Below are 24,597 nucleotides of genomic sequence, written 5' to 3'. Positions count from 1 at the left end.
CGCCGGGTATTCGCCGCCGAACGGGTCCGTCAGAAGGCTCCCTTGTCGAGAAGGTCGTTGACGGCGCTGATCTGTTCGTCCAGGAGCGCGAGGAGGTCGTCCCCGTCCCCCGCGGACTCCGGCCGCGGCTCCGTCGCCGGCCGCACCTCCGGCTCCGGCTCCGGCTCCGGCTCGGACCCGGAGCCGGGGGCGTCCGCGGCCGGCAGGCCGAGGACGTCGGCCGCCAGATAACGGGCCACGGCCTCCGCGGTGGGCTGCTCGAACGCGAGCGTCGCGGGCAGCGCGCACGCGAAGCGGCGTTCCAGGCGAATCCGCAGCTCCACCGCGGTGATGGAGCTGACCCCGATCTCGAAGAAGCCCTGCCGCGGTTCGAGATCGTCCGCGCCGTCCATGCCGAGCACGACGGCCACCTCGGCCAGGACGAGATCGAGCAGCAGCTCGTCGCGTTCCGTGGGCGGGAGCGCGGCCAGGCGGGCCAGCAGCTCGTCCGTGCCGTCCGGCGCCGCCAGGGCCGACGCGGCGATCTCGTCGAACAGCGGCCAGCGCAGCGACTGCTGGTACAGCGGCAGCAGCAGCGACCAGTCCACCGCCGCCACGGCGACCGCGTCGTGGGCGCCCGCGAGCGCGTGGTCCAGCAGCCGGGTGCCCGACTCGGGGGACAGCGGCTCAAGGCCGCTGCGCACCAGCAGGGACCTGCTGTTCTCGTCCAGCCGCCCGACGCCGTCCCACGGGGCCCACGCCAGCTCGCACGCGGGCAGGCCGAGCGCCTGCCGGTGCGCGGCCAGCGCGGACAGCAGCGCGTCGGGCGCGGCCTGGTGCCCGGCGCCCGCGGCGCCCCACAGCGCGGCCACCGAGGTGAACACCGCGAACAGGTCCAGCTCCAGGTCCGCTTCGGCGCACACGTCGTGCAGCAGCCACGCCCCGGCGGCGCGTTCCGCGAGCAGCCCGCCGACCTCGTCGGCCGCGGGCGGCGCGGCGCCCTGCGGGCTCAGGTTCCACTCCGTGCCCGCCCACACCACTCCGGCGAGCGGCGCCCCCGCCTGTTCCGCCTCCTTCACCAGCGCGCCCGCGGTGTCGCGCGCCGTGCCGGGGTCCGCGAGCCGTCCCGCGGCGACCACGCGCCCCGCGCCGCGTTCGGTCAGCCAGGCCGCCAGGCGCTCCGCGAGGCCGCCGTCGTCACCGGCCACCAGGTAGGTGCGGTCGGCGCGCAGCGCCGGGGGCACGAGCACCGGCTCCGGCTCGGCGCACCGGACGATGCGGGCGCCGAGCCGGCGGCCCGCGCGCACGGCGAGGTGGTCCTCGCCGTCCGGTGCGAGGAGTTCGGCCAGCAGCCAGGACGCGTCCCGCGCCGGCCCGTCGCCGAACGGGTCCAGGTCCGTCACTCCGCCCCACACCGTGGGCCGTTCGACGCCGGTGACCCCGGCCAGCCGGTGCACGGGCGCGTGCAGCGGCGCGGGCGGCTCCCCGGCCCCGACCGTGACCGCGCCCCGCGTGACGTAGTGCACGCGCGCCGGTCCCGCCGCGCCGGTGACCGCCTGCGCCGCGGCGGCGACCGCGGGCACGGAGGCCGCCACCGCCGCCGCGGCGGCTATCCGGTCCGCGGCCGGGACTCCTGCCGGCAGGTCGAGTGCCGCCAGGTGGACCACGCCGCGGCAGCCGGGCCCGCGGTGCAGCGCGCGCAGCGCCGCCGTGACCTCGGCCTCCTCCCGCGCCCCCGCCAGCACCTCGACCGTTCCGCCGCGCTCTTCGAGCAGCCCGGCCAGCGCCTGTGCGACGCCGCCGCCGTCGGCGAGCAGCAGCCAGCCGCCCGCGGCTTCCAGGGGCTCCGCCGCCTCGTGCGGGCGCTCGTGCCAGTCGACGCGGTAGAAGCTGTCCGCCACGGAACGGAGTTCCGCCGCGTCGAGCAGCCGGCCCGGCGGGGGAGCGAGCCGTACCCCGCGCGCTTCGGCGATCAACGTGCCCTCCGGCGTGGCCACCCAGACATCGGCGCACAGCTCGCCGTCCGCGCCCGGCGTGCGCCGGGCGCCGATCAGCAGGCGCTGCCCCGGCGTTCCGTACACGGCGGCCGACGCGATGTGCCGCGGCAGCACGTCCCGCGCCGCCTCGTCCGCGTTCCCCAGGAGCGCGGGCAGGCGCAGCGCCGCGTCCAGCACGTCGGGGCGCATCCGCCACCGCAGCGCCGCGGGTGCGCACTCCACCTCGACCTCGACCGCGTCGGCGCCGCGCACCGCGGACACCGCGCGCAGCGCGCCGCCCCCGCCGCGCGCCGCGAACCACTCCGTCACCCGCGCGTCCGGCGCCCCGCGCATGCCGGACGCGGGCACCGCGTCCGGCGCGGCGCTGCCGCTGCCCGGCACCGCGCGCCCGGCCGCGAGCGGCCGGGCGGGGCCCTCGCCGCCGCCCTCGCCGTCGCCCGCGGCGCGGGCGTGGACGGTGAACGCGAACGCGCCGCCCGGCTCCGGGGTCAGCGTCAGCTGCGCCACGCTGCCCACGGCCGGGTCGGTGAGGCAACTGCCGGGCAGGCTCACGTCTTCCAGCCGCCGGACGCGACCGCCGTCGCCCGCGACCGCGGCCAGTGCCATCTCCAGCCAGGCCGCGGCCGGCAGCCGCAGGTGGCCGCCCACCGGCTCCGCGCCCGTCCCGGCCGCCAGCTCCGCGTCGACATCGGCCTCGACGATGCGGGTACGCGGCCCGCCCGCGGCCCGCAGTTCGCGCGCGAGCAGCGGGTGCCGCGCCCCGCCGCCCGCGGCCCCGCCGAAGGCGGGCGCCGCGCCGGACGACGCGGCCTCGTGCTCCACCCAGTACCGCTTGTGCTGCCACGGGTAGCGGGGGGCGGCGGCGAGCCGCCCGCCCGCCGGGTGCAGGCGTTCCCAGCCGACGGGGCGGCCCGCGGCGTGCAGCGTGCCGAACGCCGTCATCAGCGCCACCGGGCCGTCGGACTCCCGCGTCAGGGAGGGGACGAGGAGCCGGTCCGCGATACCGGCCGCGTCCAGTTCGTGCTCGGTCGGGGCGAGTTGGAGCGGGTGCGGGGACAGTTCGACGAACGTGGTGTGCCCGTCGGCCGCCAGCGCGCGGACCGCGTCGGCGTACCAGACCGTGTGCCGCAGGTTCCGCCCCCAGAACTCGGCGTCCAGTGGTCCGTCCACCGGTCCGCCCGTCACCGAGGAGTAGATCGGCACGACGGGCTCGGCCGGACGCAGCCCGGCGAGCCTGGCGACCAGTTCCCCGCGCATCGGCTCGGCCACCGGGCTGTGCGCGGGCGCCCCCGCGGCGACGGGCCGGAAGAAGACGTTGCGCGCCTTCAACCGGGCCCCGACCTCCTCCAGCGCCGCCGTCTCGCCCGAGATCACCGTCGAACGGTGGCTGTTGACGATCGAGACGCACAACCGGTCCTCGTACCCGGCCAGTTCCTCCGCGGTGCGTTCGGCGTCGAGGCCGACGACGGCCATGCCGCCGCGGCCCATCAGGTCCTTCAGCACCTCGGTGCGGTGCACCATCACCTCGACCGCCTGGCCGAGGTCGAGCGCGCCCGCGCACAGCGCCGCCGACACCTCGCCCATGCTGTGCCCGGTGACCGCGGCCGGCTCCACGCCGAGGCCGCGCCACACCTGCGTGAGCGCGTACTGCACGCCGAAGAGCAGGAACTGCTGGTCGAGTTCGGCCGCGGGCTCCTGCCCCTGGGCCAGCACCTCGGCGATCGACCAGTCCAGGTGCGGGCGCAGCGCGCGGTCGCAACGCTCGATGGCCTCCCGGAAGACGGGGCTCTCCCGCAGCAGGTCGCGGCACATGCCGCGCCAGAACGAGCCGTGCCCGGAGAACACGAACACGGGGCCGCGCCGCGGCTCCGCGCCCGCCTGCCCGGCGGCGACGCCGGGCACGTCCTCGCCGCGCCCGAACGCCGCGAGCCGTTCCGCCAGTTGCCGCCGGTCGTCGCCGACGACGACCACCCGGTGCTCCAGGTGGGTGCGGCGCAGCGCCGCGGTGTAGGCGAGGTCTTCGAGCGCGGGCGCCGCATCGTCCTCGCCGCCGGACAGCAGCGCGCCCCAGGCGTCGGCCTGGGCCAGCAGCGCGTTCCGGCCGGCCGCGGACAGCGGCAGTGCGTGGACGCGGCGTTCGCCTGCGTCCGCACCGCCGGGCGCCGCCCCGCGGACCGGTGCCGCGCCCGCGTCCGCCGGGGGTTCCGCGAGCACGACGTGCGCGTTGGTGCCGCTGAACCCGAAGGCGCTGACGCCCGCGACGCGCCGCGCCGCGCCCGGCGCCCACGGCGTCGGCTCGACGGGCACGGCCAGCGGCAGTTCGTCCCAGGGGATGTCCGGGCTCGGCTCGGTGAAGTGCAGGTGCGGCGGTATCTCCCGGTGGTGCAGGGCCAGTACGGTTTTGATCAGCCCGGCGACACCGGAGGCGGCCTCCAGGTGGCCCACGTTCGTCTTGACCGAGCCGACCAGGCAGGAGCCGTCCCGCTCGCCCAGCACCGCGCCCAGCGCCTGGAGTTCGATCGGGTCGCCCAGCGGGGTGCCGGTGCCGTGCGCCTCCACGTACCCGACCTCGCCGGGCGCCACGCCCGCGTCCGCGAGGGCACGCCGCAACAGGTCCTCCTGGGCGGGGCCGTTCGGCACGGTGAGGCCGCCGCTGGGGCCGTCCTGGTTGACGGCGGAGCCCAGCAGCACGGCGAGTACGTCGTCCCCGTCGGCGCGCGCGGCGGACAGCGGCTTGAGCACGACCACGCCGCAGCCCTCGCCGCGGGTGTAGCCGTCGGCGGACGCGTCGAACGTCTTGCACCTGCCGTCGGCGGCGAGCGCGCCCATGGCGCTGGTGGAGCGGTGGATGACGTCGCTGAGGATGAGGTTCACGCCGCCGGCGACGGCGAGTTCGCTCTCCCCTGACCGCAGGCTGGCCACCGCCAGGTGCACCGCGACCAGCGAGGAGGAGCAGGCCGTGTCGACGGCCAGGCTCGGCCCGTGCACGCCCAGCAGGTAGGACAGCCGTCCGGCGGCGGCGGTGAACGAGTTGCCCGTGCCGTAGAACGCGTCGACGTTGCCCGGGTGCGCGGTGACGATGCCGGCGTAGTCGGTCGAGTTCATGCCGAGGAACACGCCGGTGCGGGTGCCGGCGAGCGCGGCGGGCGGCTGCCCGGCGTGCTCCAGCGCCTCCCAGGCCACTTCGAGGAACATCCGCTGCTGCGGGTCCATCACCCGGGCCTCGCGCGGCGGGATGCGGAAGAACGGGGCGTCGAACTCGTCGACGCCCTCCATGAATCCGCCGTGCCACACGCGTGACCCGCCGAACCGGCCCTCCGGGGCGGGGCGGATGGCGTCCGTGCCGGCGCGCAGCATCCGCCAGTAGGCGTCAGGTCCGCTCGCCCCGCCGGGGAAGCGGCAGCCGAGGCCGATCACGGCGATCGGCTCGGGGCCGGTGACCTCGGCGGCCACCGGCCCCGGCGCGGGAACGGCCGCGGGCGCCTGGGCCCGCGCGGCGGGCGCCGCCGCGAGCCGCGTGTCCAGGTAGGCGGCGAGCCGTTCCACCGTGGGGTGGTCGAGGGCGGCGGTCTTCGGCACCCGCACCCCGAGCGCCTGCTGGAGCTGGCGGGCCAGCTCCACCGTGCCGAGGCTGTCCATCCCCAGCTCGGTGAAGCCCTGCGTGCGGGCCGGAGTGCCGCCCTGCGGCAGCCCGAGCACCGCGGCGGCCTTCCGCGCGACCAGGTCCGCCAGTTCCGCCGGATCGGGCCGGTGCCCGGCCGCCTCCACCGCGGCGGAGACGGCGGGAACGGCGGGAACGGCGGGCGCCCCGGGACCGGCAGCAGCCGCCGTCGCCCCGTCGCCCGGCGCTCCCAGCCGCAGCCCGGTCGCCTCCGCGACCACCCGGCCGGCGGCGTCGTACAGCCGCAACTCCCCGTGCAGCGCGGCGAGCCCGCCGGCCGCGACCTGCGCGTCCGGACCGGCCGCCCGCGGTGTCTCGAACCACAGCCGCTCGCCCTGCCACGCATAGCGGGGCAGCCGCTTGTCGACGCCTTCGCCCGCCGGGGCGACCGCGTCCCACGCCACGTCGGCACCGGCCGTGAACAGCGCGGCCAGCGAGGCGCGCGCGGTGTCCACGTCGTCCGTGTCCCGGCGCAGCGAGGGCACGACGGTGCCGTCCAGGCCCGCCGCCTCAAGGGACTGGGTCAGCGGCTGGGCGAGCACGGGATGCGGCCCCAGCTCGACGAACGTGCGGTGGCCCGCGTCGAGCAGTTCCGCCACCGCCCCGGCGAACCGGACCGGCCGGCGGACGTTCCGCCCCCAGTGCGCGGCGTCGAAGCGGCCGTCGCCCGGGGTCGTGGTGACGATGCGGACGCGCGGCTCGCGCGGCGCGAGGCCGTCGAGCAGCCCGACCAGCTCCGGCTCGAACGGGGCCATCTGCGGGCTGTGGAACGCGTATCCGCCGGGCAGCGTCCGGCAGGTGAGGCCCTCGGCCTTCAGCGCCGCGGTGAACTCCTCGACCGCGTCCGGCTCGCCCGCCACGACGGTGCTGCCCTGGGCGTTCGCCGCCGCGACGCACAGCCGCTCCCCGTAGGGCGCGAGCCGCCGTTCCGTCTCCTCCTCCGGCAGGGCCACGGCGGCCATCAGCCCCTGCCCCGCGGCGCGTTGGAGCAGCCGCCCGCGCAGCACGGCGATGCGCACCGCGTCCGCCAGGTCGAGTGCGCCCGCGACGTGCGCCGCGGCGATCTCGCCCATGCTGTGGCCGACGACGGCCGACGGCTCCACGCCCCAGGACCGCCACAGCGCGGCCAGGGCCACCTGCACGGCGAACACCACGGGCTGGGCGATCTCCGTGTCCGCCAGCCGGGAGGCGTCCCCGTCCGCGGACAGCTCCTCGACCACCGACCAGCCGGCGGCCTCGCGGATCAGGGCGTCGCACCGGTCCAGGGCCTCGCGGAACGCCGGCTCCGCCGCCCGCAGCCGCAGGCCCATCCCGGCCCACTGCCCGCCCTGCCCGGAGAAGACGAAGCACACGCCGCCCGGCCCCGCGCGTTCGCCCACGACCGGCGCCTGCGCCTGCTCGGTGAACGCGTCCAGCTCCGCGGCGAGTTCGGCCGCGCTGCCGCCGGTGACGGCGAGCCGGTGCTCCGCGTGGTGGGTGCGGCGGACGGCCGCGGTCCGCACGAACGACGCCACGTCCGCGAAGCCGTCCGCGCCCTCCCGCTCCGCCGCCTCCTGGCCGCCGAGCCGGTCGCGGTGCGCCGCGGCGAGGTCGCGCAGCGCCGCGGCCGAACGCGCCGACAGCGGCAGCACGAACGTGCGGCCGTCCGTTCCGCCCGCGCGGCCGTCCGTTCCACCCGCTCGGGCGGCGGGCGCGGGCGCGGCCGCCCGTTCCGGCGGGGACTCCACCAGCACGTGCGCGTTGGAGCCGCTGAGCCCGAACGCGCTGACTCCGGCGATCCGCGGCCGCCCCGCCGGGCCCGGCCAGTCGACGGGCCCCTCGGTCGGCACCCGCAGCGGCCACTGGTCCCAGGCGATGTTGGGGTTGGGCTCCTTGAGGTGCAGGTGCGGAGGTATGCGGCCGTGCCGCACCACGAGCGCCGCCTTCAGCAGCCCGGTGATGCCCGCGGCGCCGTCCGTGTGCCCGAGGTTGGCCTTCACCGAGCCGATGACCAGCGGGTCTTCCGCGCTCCTGCCGCGCGCGAGCACGTCGCCGAGCGCCCAGACCTCGATCGGGTCGCCCAGCGGGGTGCCGGTGCCGTGCGCCTCCACGTAGCCCACGTCGTGCGGGTGAAGGCGCGCCGCGGCCAGCGCGTCGGTGATCAGGCGCTGCTGCGCGGTCGCGCTCGGCACGGTCAGGCCCGCGCTCTGCCCGTCGTGGTTGACGGCCGAGCCGCGGATGACGGCCAGCACGTCGTCCCCGTCGGCCAGCGCGTCGTCGAGCCGCTTGAGGACCAGCACGGCGCAGCCGTCGCCGCGGACGATGCCGTTGGCGCCCGCGTCGAACACCTTGCAGCGGCCGTCGGGCGCCATCGCGCCCGCCTTGCACATGAAGACCGTCAGCTCCGGCGACAGCAGCAGGTTGACACCGCCGACCAGCGCCGCGTCCGACTCGCCGGTCAGCAGCGACTGGCGGGCGAGGTGGACGGCGACGAGCGAGGAGGAGCAGGCGGTGTTCAGCGACAGGCTGGGCCCGTTCAGCCCGAGCAGGTAGGACAGGCGGCCCGAGGTGAAGCTCGACTCCTTGCCGGTGGCGTACCAGGGGTCGATCCCGGCGAGCCCCGCGTCGCGGGCGTGGGCGAGGAAGTAGTCGACGCCGAGGCCGCCGGTGAACACCGAGGTCCGCGTGCCCGAGAGGTCGCCCGGCCGGATTCCGGCGTCCTCCAGCGCCTCCCAGGCGACCTCGAGGAGCAGCCGCTGCTGCGGGTCCATCTGGCGGGCCTCGCGCGGCGCGATGCCGAAGAACGCCGCGTCGAAACGCTCGATGTCCGGCAGGAACCCGCCCCACCGCGTGTACATCGTGCCCGGCGTGTCCGGGTCGGGGTCGTAGTAGCGCTCCAGATCCCAGCGGGACCTGGGCACTTCCGTGATGACGTCGGTGCCCCTCAGCAGCAGCCGCCACAGTCCTTCGGGACCGCTGCCGCCGCCGGGGAAGCGGCACCCCGCGCCGACGATGGCCACGGCCTGGTCGCCGTCACTTCTCATGGTTCCTCCGTGAGTGGTGAGTTCCGGCGGGCGCCGGTCCGGCGCGGGCGCCGGTGCCGCGCGGTGCCGCCCCGGTCAGGAACGGGCCGCTTCGGCCTCGGTCAGGAGCAGGCGCCGGTCGAGCTTCCCGTTGGGGGTCCGCGGGAGTTCCGCGCGCACGGACAGCCGGTCGACGATCATGTAGGTGGGCAGCCGGCGGGCCGGGCGGTGACCGGTGCACACGGCCTTCGGCGCGTCCGTCGAGCCCGAGGTGCGGTCGAGTTCGCGGGGCCCCTCGGGGCCGTGCACGGCGACGGCGTCCGGGCGGCGCCGCGCCGAGTCGGCGAGCAGCCGGTGGAGGTTCACAGTCCCAGCTCCCTCGCGACGAGTTCCCGCTGGATGTCGGAGGTGCCGGAGAACAGCACGGCGGGCACGGCGTCGCGCAGCGCCGCCTCGATGCCGTCGGCCTGCTGGTAGCCGCGCCCGCCGAAGATGCGCACCGCGTCCAGCATGCTGGTCAGCACGCCCTCGGACACCGCGAGTTTCGACAGCGCGATGGCCATCGTGGCCGGCCCGCCGCGGTCCATCTCCCAGCAGGCGCGGTACAGCAGCAGCCGGGCGCTCTCGGTGCGCAGCTTCATCTCGGCGATGCGGTGCGACACCGCCTGGAACTTGCCGATCGGCCTGCCGGACTGGCGGCGTTCCTTCGCGTGCGCCACGCACTGCTCCAGCACGCGGTCGGCGAGCCCGACGTAGCCGGCGAAGAGGCAGGCGCGTTCCCAGCCCATCGAGTGCTGGAAGATCACGCCGCCCTGGCCCGGCGCCCCGAGCACCTGCGCGTCCGGCACGAAGCAGTCGTCGAAGCGGACGCTGCCCGCCGGGCACTGCCGCAGACCCATCTTCTCGAACGGCTCGCCCGCACCGACCCCGGCGCTCGCGCGGTCCACGACGAAGCCGGTGGTGGCGAACGGGCCGGCCTTGGCGTCCGTGGTGGCGTAGGTGACGTAGACATCGGCGGCCGGCCCGTTGCTGACGAAGCTCTTCTCGCCGTTGAGGACCCAGCCGCCGGTGACGCGTTCCGCGGTGACGCTCAGCTTCGAGACGTCGGAGCCGGCGCCTGACTCGGTGATGGCGTTGCCCGCGATCAGCTCGCCGCCGGCCATGCCCGGCAGGAAGCGGCGTTTGACCTCCTCGGTCCCGAAGTCGGCGATCGGCATGCCGCAGGCGAAGAGGTGCGCGCTGACGCCGAAGACGAGGCCGGTCTCCGCGCAACCGCGGCCCAGCGCCGCCACGGCGTGCGCGGTGTCGAGCGCGCCGAGCCCGCCCCCGCCGTAGGCGGCGGGCAGCGACAGGCCGAGCAGGCCGAGTTCGCCCAGGCGCTGCCAGTCCTTGCGGGAGTAGTACTCCTGCACCCCCGGCGCGCCGGGCGGGAACGCCTCGCGCACGGCGGCCAGCGTCCCGTCGTACCGGGCGCGTTGCTCATCGGTCCAGTCGAACTTCACGGTCCCTCATCTCCCGGGCGTCAGCAGTGCTTGGCGTGCTCCCGCGCGCGGCCGGCGGCCGCCCGCGCGGTCAGGTCGTGGCCCGCCCCGCGGGCACCGGCGCGCGTTCCCGCGGCACGGGAGCGGCGGCCTCCGGCGTCACCCTGCGGAGCGCGATGCCGAGCAACGGCGACGTCATGGCGGTGGTGACCAGTGCCATCATCACCATCGCGGTGAACAGTTCGGTACTGAGCAGCCCGAGGCCGAGGCCGACGTTGAGAATGACCAGTTCGGTCAGCCCCCGGGTGTTCATCAGCAGGCCGAGCGTCGTGGACTGGTGCCAGCTCATGCCCGTCGCGCGGGCGGACAGCAGCACGCCGCCGAGCTTGCCCGCGCAGGCCGTCAGGATGATCAGCACCATGTGCAGCGCCCCGGTGGCGGTCAGCGCGGTCAGGTCGACGGACAGTCCTGTGACGACGAAGAAGACGGGCAGCAGCAGCCGGCTCAGGTGCTCCAGCGGAATGAACGCCGCCCGGTGCATCAGCTCGCGCTCCGGGCCGCGCGGCATGACGAGACCGAAGACGAACGCGCCGAAGATGGCGTGCAGCCCGATCTCGGAGGTCACGTACGCGGAGCCGAGGGCGCCTCCGGCGGCGAGCATCGGCAGGTAGGGGGTGGCCGCCGTCGCATGGCGCACCAGGCGCCCGAGCAGCGGGCGCACCACCCACACCATGGCCACGATGTAGACCGCACCCCAGCCGACGACGCCGAGGAACCCGGCCGCCCCGGTCGCCGTGACCAGCGCCACGACGATGGCCAGCAGGCACCAGGCGAGGATGTCGTCGAGCGCGGCCAGCGCGAGGGCCAGCGTGCCGACGGGCGTCGACTGGATGCCGCGGTCCGCGATGATGCGCGCGAGCACGGGGAACGCGGCGATCGACATGGCCGTTCCCATGAAGAGGGCGAAGTCGAGGAAGCGCAGTTCCTCCCCGTTCACCGTGTCGTGCGCGCCGAACAGCATGGCGGCGAGCCCGATGCCCAGCGCCATCGGCAGCGCCGCCGCGCAGAACCAGATGGTCGCCGTGGTGCGCCGCCGGCCGTGGAGCGTCGCGTAGTCGAATTCCCAGCCAATGAGGAACATGAAGACGAGCAGGCCGAGTTGCGCGACCACGCCCAGGTAGTCCCGCACCTCGACGGGAAAGAACAGTTCGGGCAGGTCGCCGGGCAGCAGGCCGAGCAGGCTCGGCCCCAGGCAGATCCCTGCGGTGATTTCGCCGATGACAGCCGGCTGCCGCAGCCGGCGGCTGAGCACGACGAAGCCCACGGCCACGAACAGCACCAGAGCGATGCCGCCGATGGCCGTGGTGAGGACCCATTCCGAGTCGCCCGATTGGGCAAGGCTCACGATAACTCCTGAGTGTGGTCGGCGCCGTGCGGTGCGATCGACATGTTCAGAGGTCGTGAGCAGGATCGGGACCGGCGCTTGAGACGCGGTCAAGACACGGAAGAACCCCCGCCGGACCACCCGAAAACGGGTGATCCGGCGGGGGCTTGCGGCAGTGCGGTAGTGCGGCCCGCCGGCCGAGGTGCCGCCTCGGCCGGCGGGCCAGCGCCCGGTCGGGGGTCCGGGCGCGCTCTGCTGAGCAGGACAGGACGGACCTGTCGCTCAGGGGCTGTGGGCAGGTTGTGCGGGTGGGCCCCGCCGGGGCGCCGGACACTCGCCCGCGACCTCGCTCATCACGACGGCGAGGAAGATCGACGCGGCCCCCTTCGAGGACGAGAAGTACAGTACAGTACTGTACTGTCCAGTGGGCGGCGGCGTAAACTTCCGCCCATGTCGATGGCACCGCTACGGGGCGGCCAGGCCCGCAGAGATCAACTGCTCAACATCACGCTCGACGTCCTCCGTGAGAACGGCTACGAGCGGCTCACCATCGACGAGGTCGTCGGCCGGGCGCGCGCCAGCAAGACGACGGTCTACCGCAGGTGGCCCTCGAAGTCCGCGCTGGTCGTCGCCGCACTCGTCAACGCCATCAGCGATCTGCCCGCCAGCCACGACACCGGCTCGCTCCGCGGTGACCTGCTGGCCTACTTCCACGACCTGATCGATGAGATGGAACGTCTCGCCGACGTCATGGCCGGTCTCGTCGGCGAGTTGAGGCGCAACTCAGAACTGGCCGCGGCCATGCGCAAGGGATACATCGACGCGCGCCGGCGGCCCGTCATCGACGCCTTCGTCCGCGCCAGGGATCGCGGCGAGATGGCCAGCACCGCGGACGTGGACCTGCTGTGGCAGATCGCTCCCGCGGTCATCTTCTTCCGCTGGCTGCTGACCGGGGTGCCGGTCGCCCGCGAGGAAACACACCGTCTGGTGCACGATGTCGTCCTCCCGCTGGCCCTCGCCACTCCCAACAACCCCCCGCCCCACCCCGTTACTTCCTGACCCCGGCGCCCCCGAGCCGGCCCCTGGTCGGCGACGGGGCGGGCACCGTAACTTTACCTTCCGGATGGTAAAGTTACGGTGTGAGACCGAGTTCGAGGAACCAGATTCTGGAAGCCGCGGTGCGGGTGACCGCGCGGGCGGGGATCACTGCGCTGACGCTGGAGGCCACTGCGGAGGAGGCGGGGCTGACGAAGGCGGGGCTGATGTACCACTTCCGCACCCGCGATGACCTGCTGCGGGCGATCCAGCGGCACCTGATCGGTGCGTGGGAAGGCCACCTGCTGGCCGAGCTGGGCAAGCCGCTGGACGAGGCGACCCCGCGGGAGCGGGCCGCGGCGTACGTGCGGTTCGGGCCGCACGACACCGAGAGCCGCGCCGAGTTGGCGTTCATGGTGGAGGCGGCCGCCCACCCGGAGCTGACGCGGGCGTGGGAGGAGCTGGCGCAGCGCTGGGTGCCCAGGCCCGCCACACCCGACCCGGAGGCGGTGGAGCTGTTCCTCGCGCGGCTGGCCGCCGACGGCCTGTGGCTGCTGGCCGCCACCGCGCCGGACCGTCTCGACCCGCAGGTCACGGAAGCCCTGATCGAGCGGATCGCCGCCCTCACCGACCCGGCGGCCGGCCCGGTGGCCTGAGCGTCGCGTTCCGTCGGACGTTCAATTGTGGAAAGTCATGGTGTGGAAATGAGCAAGGCGCGGCGCTGGCTGCTGCTCGTAACGGTCTCGGCGGGTCTGTTGCTGATCTCCGTGGACATGACGGTGCTCTACACCGCCCTGCCCACACTGACCGCCGACCTCGGGGCGGACTCCTCGCAGAAGCTGTGGATCATCAACGCGTACCCGCTGGTGATGGCCGGGCTGCTGCTCGGGGCGGGAACGCTGGGGGACCGCATCGGGCACAAGCGCATGTTCCTGGCCGGTCTCGTCGTGTTCGGGGCGGCGTCCGTCGCCGCCGCGACCGCCCCGTCCCCTGCCGCCCTCATCGGCGCGCGGGCGTTCCTCGCGGTGGGCGCGGCGGCGATGATGCCCGCCACGCTGGCGCTGATCCGCGTCACGTTCGACGACGCACGCGAACGCGGCATCGCCATCGGCGTGTGGGGAACGATGGCCGTCGTCGGCACCGCGCTCGGCCCGATCGTCGGCGGGCTGCTGCTCGAACATTTCTGGTGGGGCTCGGTGTTCCTGGTGAACGTGCCCGTCGTCGTGCTCGCCCTGGCCGCGGCGGCCGTGTTCGCACCCGGCGGCCGGGGCAGCCGCGACCGGCCCTGGGACGCGCTCGCCTCCCTCCAGGTCATGGTCGGCCTGGTCGGCCTCGTCTACGCGATCAAGGCGACGGTCAAGCCCGATCCCTCGCCGTGGCAGGGCGCCGTCGCGCTGCTGATCTCCGCGGCGGGGTTCTGGGCGTTCGCGCGGCGCCAGCGCGGCCGGCCCTACCCGCTGATCGACTTCTCCCTCTTCCGCAGCCGCCGCCTGCTGACCGGCGTGCTCGCCGCGGGCCTGGCGATGTTCGCCACCGCCGGCATGCAGCTCGTCCTCGCCCAGCGCCTGCAACTGGTCCTGGAGCTGACGCCGTTGCACGCGGGCGTGCTGGTGGCCGCGTTCGCCCTCGGCGCCCTGCCCGCCGGCGTCCTCGCCGGCAGCCTGGTCCACCGCACCGGCGTCCGCCCGCTGATCGGCGGCGGCCTGCTGGTCGGCGCGTTGGGTGTGCTGGCGGCCCTGCTGATGACCCCGGGAGCCCTGGGCCTCGTGGGCGCGGACGGCAGTCCCGCCTGGGTCGTTCCCGGCATGGTGGTGTCGGGTGCCGGCCTGGACGTGGTCATGACCGCCGCCTCCATCGCCATCATCGGCGGCGCCCCACCGCACCGGGCCGGTATGGCCTCCTCGGTGGAGGAGGTCTCCTACGAGCTGGGCAACCTCACGGCCGTCGCCGTCCTCGGCAGCATCCTGACCGCGGTGTACGGCGCGACCGTCACCCTGCCCCCGGACACGCCGGCCTCGGCGGGCGACAGCCTCGACGAGGCCCGCGCCGCCGCCACCACACTGCCGGAGACGCAGGCCCGCAGCCTGCTGGACTCGGCCGCCAACGCCTTCGACAACGGCTACGTCCTGACCATGGCCCTCGTCATCACCCTGCTGACGGCGGGCGGCCTGGCCGTGTACCGCTACCTGAGGCACGAGCAGCACGAACAGCCGACCGGCGCGGAGACCGTCACGCACTGACCGTTGCGGGGGCGCGGCGGCGGCGCTACCGGGTTGTGTGGGCGAACAGGAGGCCGAGCCAGAGCCAGCCGACGATGATCGCGGCGCGCTGCAGGAGACCGGTGCGGGGGTGGTCGTTCTCCCACGCCTGACCGAATGCCGCGGCGGCGGCGAACATGAGAATGGCGGTCAGCGCCGAGTACCACTTCCATACGGTCTCGGGCAGAACGAACGCCGCGATGATCGCCGCGATCGGCAGGGAGCCGAAAACGACCGCTCCGGCCCAGTCGTGCCACTGGTGGCGCGTCGACGTGTCCGTCGGTGTCCCCTCGGGCGTTCCCGGCGGATACCCCCGCATGGCGTCCATCGGGAACACGCCCGACGCGATCAGCGAAACCCCGAACGCCCCGATCACCAGGGCGAGCAACAGGCTGTCCGCCGCGTCGGCGAGGGCGACCGCGCCCGCCGTGATCGCCAGGCCGCAGACGATGAAGTTGGCCGTCTGTATCCAGCCCCGACGACCGAGCGCCAGTGCGCTGACCGCATGCCGGACCGGGTGATACCCGGGGCGGGCCCAGCCGTCGAGGAGGAAGGTGACGACGAACAGCCATGAGCCGAACGCGCCGAGCCACGACAAGCCCGTCACCGGCCCGGCCTCCGCCGCGTCGACTCCGTTGCGGAAGCGGGTCTTCGGGACACGGTGACCGTCCATCCGATGTGGTGACGTGCTGTGACGGCCGAACGTAGTGAGGGCGGACCGTTCCGTCAAGCGCCGTGCCGCCGCCGCGGTCGGCGTTCCTCAGGAGCCGGTGGCCCAGGCGTGGTGAAGCCGGTCGACGATGCTGTCGTTGCGCAGGGTCAGCGTCAGGTCGGTGCCGCTGCCCTCGATGGCGTAGAGGGAGTACCAGTCATAGTCCGGCCGGTGCGTGTGTTTGCCGCCGAGAGCCGGCCAGTAGACGGCGCCCATGTCGTGGGAACGGACGGTGTCGGTGGCGGCGCGGATGTAGCGGACGAAGTTGTCGCTGCTGTCCGTGTCGTTGTAGTTCCTGCCGTCGTCCAGCGGGGCGCCGAACTCGTCCAGGACGGTGCGGGAGCCGCAGTCGCCGATCCGGGCGTCGAAGGTGTCCACCCACTCGTCGTAGCTCATCTCGCCGAACTGGAACGCGTAGAGGTGGAGCGACAGGTAGGTCCCGTCGAGGCGGGAGTCGTCGCACACGTACGTGACGTCGCCGTTGTAGCCGTGGCCGCTGACGAAGATCCGCTCCCTGGGAACCGACGGGCGGTCCTCGATCCAGGCGGCGGCGATATCGGCCCAGTCCCCGGCGCTGTAGCCGTGGGGTTCGTTCATCGGCTCGAAGTAGACGCGGCTGTCGGACCCCCATCGGTCGACGACGGCGTCCCACATCGTGTTGAAGTGCTGCATGTCGTCGATCCGGCCGTTCGACGATGCCCCTTCCCACATGGAAATGATCACGTTGAAGCCGTTTTCGGTCGCGGCGTCGACGGCTCCGGCGTATGCGTCGCCCCACGCCGTACCGGGGTACGAGTCGAAGTTGATCGGCAGCCGGACGGTGTTGGCGCCGATGCTGCTCTCGAACTGATCGTAGACAACGGCGGCCTTGGCCTTGACGGTGTCGTAGCTGTCAGCCTCGCTCAGCCCCTCGGGAACGACAGGGCCGTCGGTGAAGTTGTCGCCGGGCATGGCCCAGTTCACGCCCCTGAAGTCGGCGGCGGCCAGCGGGGCGGGTTCCGCGGCCGGTTCCGCGGTCGGCTCCGCCGCGGTGGCCGAGGTGTACGACAGTGCCACGAGCGGTACGGCGACAACCGCGCACAACGCTGCCGACAGGCCGCGGTGACGGCGGTGCGCGCGTGCGGGGAGCACGGTGGGCCGTGCCCTGCCGGTGGTGCGGTGGGCATGGAAGTGGCGCATGATCTTCCTTTCGTGACGCGTCAGGCCGCCGGGGCGGCGGCGCGGGTGGGATGGCGTACGCCGTTCACGGTCGACCGACCCGAACACCGCGTCAATCAACGCAACATGCATCGATCAAAATCGAACGAATCCGATCGCCAGGTCAGGTATCCGACCCCCGCCCTGGGCCCGGCGCCGAGTGTTGACGGCCCGTGAGGGCGGCGCTAACTTCCTATCGGTATTACGAACTGCGTTCGATATTTCAAACGGTCTAACGGTCTAGCGATCTAACGGTCTAGCGGTCTAACGGCCGGGGGCTCCCCACACATGCCGGCTCGGGCCGCACGACCTCTCCCACGCCGGCCCTTCCGCCGGTTCCCCCCGCGCAGAAAGGGATCGCCCCATGCCGACACGTCGAACCGTTCTGGCGACCGCGCTGACATCCGCCGTCGCCGCGGCCGTTCCCTTGAAGGCCGCGCACGCGCAGCAGCAGGCGTACGCGGCCTATGTGATGTGCTACTTCAAAGAGTCACCGAACGAGAGCGATGACAGCTACGCCCTCCACCTGGCGGTCAGCACCGACGGCCTGAACTGGATGCCGCTGAATCAGAACGATCCGGTGGCGACGCCGACCGCCGGCACGCAGGGCCTGCGCGATCCGTTCATCCAGCGCAGGCAGGACGGCACCTTCGTGGTCCTGGCCACGGATCTCAAAGGCCGCGTGTTCAACCTTGACAACCAGTACATCCACGTATGGGACTCGGCGGACCTCACCTCGTTCTCCGGCTACCGTCGCGTCCATCTGCACGACATGGCCACCCACTCCTGGGCGCCGACGTCGTTCTTTGACCCGGAGCGCGGCGAGTACGGAGTCGTCTACTCGGCCCACAACGGCACCCGCGACGTCTTCATGGTCAACTACACCACCGACTTCACCGCCATGGGGCGGCCGCAGGTCTACTTCGACCCCGGCTTCAACGTCCTCGACGGCTACGTGCTGCCGCACGGTGGCGCCTTCTACCTGGCGTACAAGAGCCTCGAAGACGGCAACCTCTACGTGGCCAGGTCGGCCACGGGGGCGCCGAACACGTACGCCACCCTGACCCGCGGCCTGCGGCAGGGCCAGGCGATCGAGGCGCCGATCCTCGTCGCGTCGAACACCGGCAACACCTTCTGGCTGTGGGGCGATTCGTTCTCGCCGGCCAACGCGGTGTTCTACGCCTGGGGCTCATCCGACGTCGGCGGCGACAGCTGGGCGGCGCTTGACCACCGCGGCTACACCGCACCGGTCAGCGCCAAACACGCCGGCATCAGCCCGATCACCGCGGCCGAGCGGGACGCGCTGATCGACCGCTGGGGCGGGCCGGAGTGGCGCCGGCTCAAGTCCTACAACCTTCCAGGTCGGTATGTGCGGCACGCGGACCGCGTCGCCCGGCTCGATCCGTACCCGATGGAGCCCCCCGCCGACCAGCAGTGGCGCCCGGTGCCGGGGCTGGCCGACGCCACCGGCACCTCGTTCGAGTCGGTGAACCTCCCGGGCAGTTACCTGCGGCACGCGAACTTCGAGCTGCGGCTCGATGCGAACGACGGCACCGCGCTCTTCGCCGCCGACGCGACGTTCCACGCCGAGGCCGGCCTCGCCGACGCCTCGTGGACCTCGTTCCGCTCCCACAACCACCCCGACCACCGCATCCGCCACTCCGGCCACATCCTTCGCCTCGACCGGCTCGGCGCGGACTCATCCCAAGTCGCCCGTGAGGACGCCACGTTCCAGATCACCTACTAGGCCCTGTCCTGCCGATCTTGCCGGGCCCGCGACTCCCCCAGACTCCGTCCGGGAGGTGCCCCCAGCTACGGCACTCCCCCAGCCTGGCGGCTGGGAGGTGCCCCCACGCTGCGTTACCGAATCGCGCGAATACGGACAGGTATGAGCTGCGATCCGGTGCCTTGCGATGCACCGCATCTGGGGGCACCTCCCGGACGGAGTCTGGGGGAGCCGCGGGCTGATCCGACAAGATCGACAGGACAGGACCTAGTCACCCACTGGTCACCTGCCAGGAGGCGTCCGTGCTCTCGCGAGGCCGTTCCCGCCCACGTCCGCGGCTCTTCCCATCGGTCTGATCCTCGTGCGGCTCGCGAGCCTGCAGGGCTTGCCCGCCGGTGAACGGGAACCGGCCGAGTCGTCAAGGTGTGTGACGACGATCGAATCACTGCTCGGTGGCGTGCGCCCCCGTCACCCTCGGACAGGGCAGGCGCCGTCCGCAGGCCCCATGACCCGACCGATAAGGGGGAGACCATGACCCACCGTCCTGTTCCGTCCGACGCCGCGACGGCGGACGACTCGGCGACCGGCAGCCGCCGGCGCGTTCTGCGGGACGCGGCGCGCGTGGGCGTCGGCGCGCTGGCCGCCTGGGCCGGCACGAGCACGGCGCACCGGGCGGCGGCCGCGGAACGCCGCGCCGACCCGGTGCGCATCGTCACGCGGCAGGCAGGACCGTTCGAGGTGCTGGCGCTGCTGGACGCGCACGGGCCCTTTCCCGGCAGGCGGCAGGACCAGTTCCCCGACGCGCGGCAGGAGGACTGGGCGCGGGCCGAACGCCTCGACCCCGACGCGTTCGGTCCTGGCGACACGTGGACGCTCGACTTCCGCTGCTATGCCGTCCGCAGGCCGGGCGGCCGGGTCACCCTGGTGGACACCGGGGTCGGCCCGGTCGGCAGCCCCGCGTCCGCGTGGGCCCCGGTGCCCGGGCACCTCCCGGCGGTGCTGGAACTGGCCGGCATCGACCGGGAGGACGTGGACTCGGTCATACTGACCCACCTGCACGAGGACCACTTCGGCTGGGCGGTCGATGCCGCGGGGCAGCCGATGTTCCCGAACGCGCGCCACGTGGTCCAGCGCGCCGAGACAGCGGCGCTCGACGAGGACGACAGCGCCACGGCGTACGTGGTGGAGCCGCTGCGCCGGGCCGGTCTGCTGCACGAGATCGACGGGCGGGTCCGGGTGCTGGGCGGCGGCGGCCGGGGCGGGGAGCTGACCGCCGTGCCGACGCCCGGCCACACCGCCGGGCACCAGTCCGTCCTGGTCGACGGCGGACACCAGCGCATCGTGATCACCGGCGACGTTCTGGTGCACGCCGTGCAGCTGGCCGCGCCGCCCGTGGCCTACCGGTTGGAGAGCGACCCGGCCGCGGCCCGCCGCAGTCGGCAGGCCCTCCTCGCCGAGGCCCGCCGCCACCGCGCCCTCCTGGCCACCTCCCACCTGAACCGCCCGTTCCTCCAGAGCTGATCGTTCCCGACGCGGCGGGCCGGGGCGCGGATCAGCGAGCCGGGGGATGCGGATCGGGGCGCCGATCGGGGTGCGGATCGGGGTGCGGATTGGAGCGGAGCACTTGCTCGCCCAGCGGCGTGAGCGTGTGCAGGGCGCTGGTTCCGGCGCGTCGGGTGGCGACCAACTGGGCGCCGCGGAGGGCTTTGACGTGGTGGCTCGCGGTGGAGTTGGCTATGCCGGCTCGCTGGGCGAGTGCGGTGGTCGAGACGCCTTGGGCGGCCCGGGCGATGGCGTACATGAGGGTGGCGCGGGTGTCGCCGAGCAAGTCGGCGAGTGCCCGTGCCGGGCGGCCGGAGTCGGCGTGCCATAGGGCGCGGCGCCGCATCGGGAAGACCACGACGTAGGGCGCGACCGCATCGTTCATGACCGCGTTGGAGTTCGCGAAGAAGGACGGGATCAGGTGGAGCCCCTGGCCATGAAGACGGACGTCCTCGTCCAGCCGCCTGTGCGCCACGTGGAGTACGGGCGGCTCCCAGCGGATGGAGGGGTGCAGATCGCGCAGCAGGGCGTCGAGGCCGCCGTGAGCCAGGGTCTGCGCCATGCCGTCCGCAGCCGTGTCGAACTCGGTGGTCAGGTGGTGCTTCACCGGCTTCAGAATGGCGTCGTGGTAGCTGGTGATCGCCAGTTCCAGACGGCGCAGCGCAGGTCGGCTCCCGCTCGTCAGATCGGCCACCCAGGACGAGGGTCTGCTGCGGTGGGCGAGCGGACCGAGGTCCCCCAGGAGGCGGGCGGGTGGCGTGCTCAGCACGGCGTTCAGGGCGGGGTCGAGGTCGGGGCTGGTGGTGAGAGGGGTCAGGAAGTCAGGGCTGGGGCCGCTGGCCGGGACCAGTGTCAGCAGGGGGTACGCCGCTTTCGGCAGCTGCCTGCGTGCCCACTGGCGCCAGCGGACCGTCACCGGATCACGCGCCGGCAACCGCAGCGCCCGCAGGCTCCGCTCCATCTCACACAACGGCTCCGCGCAGCGCGCCACCGTGACGCTTCGCAGGTCCGCACTGCTCAGGTGGATGCGCACAGCCATGAGGCCCCCTCGTCAAGGTAACAGGCCGGTGGTGCCGTTCCTCGGCATCCTCGGACTATTCGCCCCCGACGTCGAGACGGCGGTGCCCCCGGCCCGGACACTGCTGCCGAACGCCGCCAACGTTGCAGCCACGGGCCGACGTTGGGCTGGCGCTTCTGGCACGTAACGGCGAGCAGCGGCTGGTACGAGGTGACAACGGCGGCTCACCGGCCCGGACTGGTCCACGTGCGCGCGTCCACGTGCGCGCGGGGCATGCTCGTCACCGGCAGGAGCATCAGTGGCCGGGATCGGCGGAAACGCTGCGGAAGCGGCTTCGCGCCGATGCGGCTCTCGCGGGAGAGTGCGAGCAACAGGCGCTCGTGAGAGGGTCGTTCCCGCTGAGGGTGCGCTTGAGCCGCCGCGGGCTCGGCCCTGATCGTCAGGACGCGGGACGCGGGACGCGGGACGCGGGACGCGGGACGCGGGACCAGCGAGGAGGAGCACCTGTGACAGCCGCGAGGTCATTCCTGCTCCGACGCCTGCACGCGGCCGGCCTGACCGACGTCGTCGCGGTCGAGCCGGCCACTGGCGGCCTCGCCGCGACCGCGGGGCTCGCGCGCCGCGGCGACGGCACGTCGGTGTTCGTCAAGGCGTTCGGCGAACCGCCGTCGGACGACGCCTTCGCCGCGGAGGCCGAGGGGCTCACCGTGCTGCGTGAGGCGGGCGGCATCGCCACGCCCGAGATCATCCGCGCGGACCGCGACCTGCTCGTGCTGTCCGTGCTGCGGCCCCGGCCGGGTACCGGGGCCTTCTGGGAGCAGCTCGCGCATGCGCTCGCCCACCTGCACACCACCACGCGGCACCCCCGGTTCGGGTGGCACCGGGACAACTGGCTTGGCCGTCGTCGGCAGGTCAACACCTGGGATGACGACGGGTTCGCGTTCTTCGCCCAGCACCGTCTGCTGCGCTGGCTCGGCGAGCGCCGCGTCCAGGAGGCGCTCGACGCCGCGGACCGGGCGGCTCTTGAACGGCTGTGTGACCGGCTTCCCGAGCTGCTGCCGGTCAGGCCCGCGTGCCTGACGCACGGCGACCTGTGGGCGCTGAACGTCATGACCACGCCCGGCGGACGGCCCGCGCTGATCGATCCGGCCGTGTCGTACACGTGGGCCGAGGTCGATCTGGCCCACCTGTGGACGACGGCGCCGCCGCCGGAGGCGCACGTGTTCTTCGAGCTGTACGCCGAGTTGACCGGGCTCGACCGCGACTGGCGCGAACGCATGCCGATCCTCCAGCTACGCCAGCACCTGGCCGTGATCGCCCAGTTCGACCCCGACTGGGGCGCCGCGGACCTCGTGCGCGCCACGCTCGCCCCGTTCCGGCAGCGGCCCTGAGCGCAGCTGAGTCGAGGGCTCAGCCGACCACCGCGGCATCACCGCGGCTTCCGCCAACCCGTGCGCCCGCACCTCGGAGCTGTCGAAAATCGTGTACATCACACGACGGCAGATTCGGGCGCCGCCCGCGGCCTTCGGGCTGGGCCCTGCCAGCCGTCGGCGAGCGCGAACACGGGAGCACAGGACACGTTCTCAGTCGGCCCGGCTGGGACCAGCGGTTGCCCGCCCGTCGCTGTCCGCCGTTCGGCCTCCGGGCCAGTGCGGCTCGTGTCCACCGCCCCTGGTCGCCCGGCCCGGCTCCGCCCGCCGGCGTTTCACGGAGGCGTGGCTCAGCGGTCCGCGGCGCGGTGCCACGCGTCGCTCCACGCGGCGGAACGGCGCCGGTCCAGCAGATGTGCGGTGACGGCGTAGGCGAGTTTGCCGGTCGCCAGGACAGTGCAGCCGGCGGCGCTGCCCCAGCCGATGGCGCGGTACCGGATGTCCTCGGGGCCCGCCGGGGGGTCGGCGATGTCTCCGTCGCCGTCGACCCACACCCGTACGCCGGCTCCCGCCGCGAGGCCGGGGACGACGTCGGCGGTGGCGGTGCGGCCCGTGCCGTCGGGGGCGGTGTACGCGACCTCGGCCGGATAGCGCGTCTCCCGGGCCTCCGCGGAGCCGGGCTCGGGATGCCGGGGCGCATCGTGCACGAGAACGGCCGTCAGGTGCCGCCCCGTGCGGGCCTGCTGCTCGGCGGTGGCGCTCAGGCTGCCGTGCACCGAGGCACCGACGGCCCAGCCGGTGAGAGGCGTGGCGACGCCCACGGCGACCGCGAGGAGCAGGCCCACCCACGCCTGGAACAGGTCGTTCCGTCGGCGCAGCGGGTTGTTCCGCCAGCGCCACCAACGGTCGGGGTGTTCGGCGCGTTGCGGGGGTGGCTGGGCGCGCGGGATCGGATCGGACACGGTTCCGTCCTTCGTTCGGTGTGGGGTGGGTGCACTCGGTGGACGCGGCGCGGCGCGGGGTCAGGCGGGCGGGGGCGTGTCGACGGGCGTGCCCAGGCCGGGGTGGCGCCGGGCGGCGTCCAGTGCCCGGGCGGCGCCGCGGACGGCGGCGGTCTGCGGCTGGGGCACGGCCTGAACGGGGACGCGCAGGCGGGCGCACAGCAGGTGCGCGAGCTTCGGGCGCAGCGCCCCGCCGCCGGCGAGCAGCAGGCCGCGATCGAGCGCGTCGACCATCTGCGGCCTGGGGTCGTCGCTGAACATGCCGGTGATCAGGGCGGCGATGCCCGCGGCCCGTTCCGTGGGGCGAGCGCCCGCCGTGCCGTCGGCGGGCGTGGCGCTCCGGCGGGCCACGGCCACGGCGCCGTCGGCGAGCAGCGCCACCTCCGTGAGGTGCGCGCCGAGGTCGACGACCAGCAGAGGCCGGGACAGGTCGGCTCCGGCGGCGAGGGCGATGGCCTTGACGCCGTCGATGGCCAGCACGGTCCTGGGGCGCAGCGCGCGGAGGGCGTCCGCGGCGGCGGCCTGGTGGCCCGGGTCGCTGAGGACGGGCGTGGTGAAGACGACCACGGGCCGGGCGTTCCGCGGCACGCGTTCCGCCACCAGCCGGGACAGCAGCCGCGCGACGCCCTCGGAGTCGACGATCGTTCCCCGCCGGACGGGGTGGCCCGTTCCGGCGCCGCGGCCGACGACCGTGGGCACGTCGAGGATGTCGCCGCGGCCCGTCGTCCAGACCCGGGTCCTCGCGCTCCCCAGGTCGAGGGCGATCCCGGGGCCCCGGCGGCGGAGCGGCCAGGCCGGCCGGCGGCGCGCGCCGCCGGCGTCGCGGGGGCTCATCGGCCGGCCTCCCCCGACCGGTGGCAGGGGGAGCAGCAGCGCGCCCGCGCGACGATCCGCAGGCGCGGCGGCGCGGTGGCGTGCCCGCGCCGCAGGGCGTCCGCCACGTCGGCGAGGACCATGCGGGCGGTGGCGCACAGCGCGTCCCGCGCGTCCCGCGCCTTCCGCCGGGAGGCGGCTGCCGGCTCACCGCCGCCCCGCCCGGGCCCCGGCCCGCTCGGCCGGTCCCCGCGGAGGACACGTTGCTCCCCGAGGCTCTGCCGTAGTTCGGTCCACTCGGTCCACTCGGTCAACTCGGCAGGGGACTGATGGTTCACTGCTTCACCCCTTCGAGGCGAGACCACGGACGAACGAAGACTCCGGCGGTGCCGGAGCCGAGGGGGGCGGATGGACGGCCGAC

The 24,597-nt window shown here is 74.2% G+C and carries 16 protein-coding genes; 6 read left to right on the top strand and 10 right to left on the bottom strand.

Annotated elements, in window-relative coordinates; translation table 11 throughout:
* Nucleotides 1-29: 29 nt before the first annotated feature.
* The 4 genes from RM779_RS02115 to RM779_RS02100 all read right to left on the bottom strand — a co-directional run bounded on the left by RM779_RS02115 (nucleotide 30) and on the right by RM779_RS02100 (nucleotide 11,525).
* On the bottom strand, nucleotides 30-8,660 hold the full coding sequence (locus tag RM779_RS02115) for a type I polyketide synthase (RefSeq protein ID WP_311615133.1): 8,631 nt from the start codon (nucleotides 8,658-8,660) through the stop codon (nucleotides 30-32).
* A gap of 75 nt (nucleotides 8,661-8,735) precedes the next feature.
* Nucleotides 8,736-9,005, bottom strand: coding sequence for a hypothetical protein (locus tag RM779_RS02110; RefSeq protein ID WP_311615131.1), 270 nt, complete (start codon nucleotides 9,003-9,005; stop codon nucleotides 8,736-8,738).
* On the bottom strand, nucleotides 9,002-10,141 hold the full coding sequence (locus tag RM779_RS02105) for an acyl-CoA dehydrogenase family protein (RefSeq protein ID WP_311615129.1): 1,140 nt from the start codon (nucleotides 10,139-10,141) through the stop codon (nucleotides 9,002-9,004). The genes RM779_RS02110 and RM779_RS02105 overlap by 4 nt, the downstream gene beginning before the upstream one ends.
* A 70-nt stretch (nucleotides 10,142-10,211) precedes the next feature.
* Nucleotides 10,212-11,525, bottom strand: coding sequence for a cation:proton antiporter (locus RM779_RS02100; protein WP_311615127.1), 1,314 nt, complete (start codon nucleotides 11,523-11,525; stop codon nucleotides 10,212-10,214).
* 429 nt (nucleotides 11,526-11,954) lie between these two features.
* On the opposite strand from RM779_RS02100, the gene RM779_RS02095 reads away from it, so the two are divergent.
* The 3 genes from RM779_RS02095 to RM779_RS02085 all read left to right on the top strand — a co-directional run bounded on the left by RM779_RS02095 (nucleotide 11,955) and on the right by RM779_RS02085 (nucleotide 14,779).
* Nucleotides 11,955-12,563: a TetR/AcrR family transcriptional regulator gene (locus RM779_RS02095; protein WP_311615124.1), complete on the top strand. Its 609-nt coding sequence runs from the start codon at nucleotides 11,955-11,957 to the stop codon at nucleotides 12,561-12,563.
* 80 nt (nucleotides 12,564-12,643) lie between these two features.
* Complete coding sequence (locus tag RM779_RS02090; RefSeq protein WP_311615122.1) at nucleotides 12,644-13,195, top strand: TetR/AcrR family transcriptional regulator; 552 nt, start codon at nucleotides 12,644-12,646, stop codon at nucleotides 13,193-13,195.
* A 48-nt stretch (nucleotides 13,196-13,243) separates the two neighbouring features.
* Complete coding sequence (locus RM779_RS02085; RefSeq protein ID WP_311615120.1) at nucleotides 13,244-14,779, top strand: MFS transporter; 1,536 nt, start codon at nucleotides 13,244-13,246, stop codon at nucleotides 14,777-14,779.
* Between the two features lie 25 nt (nucleotides 14,780-14,804).
* Here the strand turns inward: RM779_RS02085 and RM779_RS02080 are convergent, their stop codons facing one another.
* Nucleotides 14,805-15,470 carry a DUF998 domain-containing protein gene (locus RM779_RS02080; RefSeq protein WP_311615118.1) on the bottom strand — a complete coding sequence of 222 codons (666 nt, stop codon included), beginning with the start codon at nucleotides 15,468-15,470 and terminating at the stop codon, nucleotides 14,805-14,807.
* 87 nt (nucleotides 15,471-15,557) lie between these two features.
* The gene (locus tag RM779_RS02075; protein ID WP_311615116.1) at nucleotides 15,558-16,688 is read right to left on the bottom strand and encodes a glycoside hydrolase family 5 protein; all 1,131 of its coding nucleotides are present in this window, start codon (nucleotides 16,686-16,688) and stop codon (nucleotides 15,558-15,560) included.
* Between the two features lie 382 nt (nucleotides 16,689-17,070).
* Between RM779_RS02075 and RM779_RS02070 the strand changes: the two genes are divergently transcribed.
* A complete protein-coding gene (locus RM779_RS02070; protein ID WP_311615114.1) occupies nucleotides 17,071-18,453 on the top strand; it encodes a glycoside hydrolase family 43 protein in 1,383 nt (460 codons plus the stop codon).
* 510 nt (nucleotides 18,454-18,963) lie between these two features.
* Nucleotides 18,964-19,953 carry an MBL fold metallo-hydrolase gene (locus RM779_RS02065; protein ID WP_311615112.1) on the top strand — a complete coding sequence of 330 codons (990 nt, stop codon included), beginning with the start codon at nucleotides 18,964-18,966 and terminating at the stop codon, nucleotides 19,951-19,953.
* A 31-nt stretch (nucleotides 19,954-19,984) separates the two neighbouring features.
* Here RM779_RS02065 and RM779_RS02060 read toward each other — a convergent pair whose 3' ends face one another.
* A complete protein-coding gene (locus tag RM779_RS02060; RefSeq protein ID WP_311615111.1) occupies nucleotides 19,985-21,013 on the bottom strand; it encodes an ArsR/SmtB family transcription factor in 1,029 nt (342 codons plus the stop codon).
* Nucleotides 21,014-21,498: 485 nt separating this feature from the next.
* Between RM779_RS02060 and RM779_RS02055 the strand changes: the two genes are divergently transcribed.
* Nucleotides 21,499-22,383 carry a fructosamine kinase family protein gene (locus RM779_RS02055; protein WP_311615109.1) on the top strand — a complete coding sequence of 295 codons (885 nt, stop codon included), beginning with the start codon at nucleotides 21,499-21,501 and terminating at the stop codon, nucleotides 22,381-22,383.
* Nucleotides 22,384-22,712: 329 nt separating this feature from the next.
* Here the strand turns inward: RM779_RS02055 and RM779_RS02050 are convergent, their stop codons facing one another.
* From RM779_RS02050 to RM779_RS02040, 3 genes are read right to left on the bottom strand one after another with little or no spacing between them, the layout of a single operon-like run.
* Entirely contained in the window at nucleotides 22,713-23,324 is a 612-nt protein-coding gene (locus RM779_RS02050) for an Rv1733c family protein (protein WP_311615107.1), read from the bottom strand.
* 60 nt (nucleotides 23,325-23,384) lie between these two features.
* Nucleotides 23,385-24,197, bottom strand: a complete 813-nt coding sequence (locus tag RM779_RS02045) for a rod shape-determining protein (RefSeq protein WP_311615105.1) — start codon at nucleotides 24,195-24,197, stop codon at nucleotides 23,385-23,387.
* A complete protein-coding gene (locus RM779_RS02040) occupies nucleotides 24,194-24,514 on the bottom strand; it encodes a hypothetical protein (protein WP_311615103.1) in 321 nt (106 codons plus the stop codon). The genes RM779_RS02045 and RM779_RS02040 overlap by 4 nt, the downstream gene beginning before the upstream one ends.
* Nucleotides 24,515-24,597: the final 83 nt, after the last annotated feature.

Origin of the sequence: Streptomyces johnsoniae, assembly GCF_031845565.1 — a bacterium.
GTDB lineage: Bacteria > Actinomycetota > Actinomycetes > Streptomycetales > Streptomycetaceae > Streptomyces > Streptomyces johnsoniae.
Note: the sequence above shows the minus strand (reverse complement) of the source record. Positions and strands in the feature narration are given on the sequence as shown.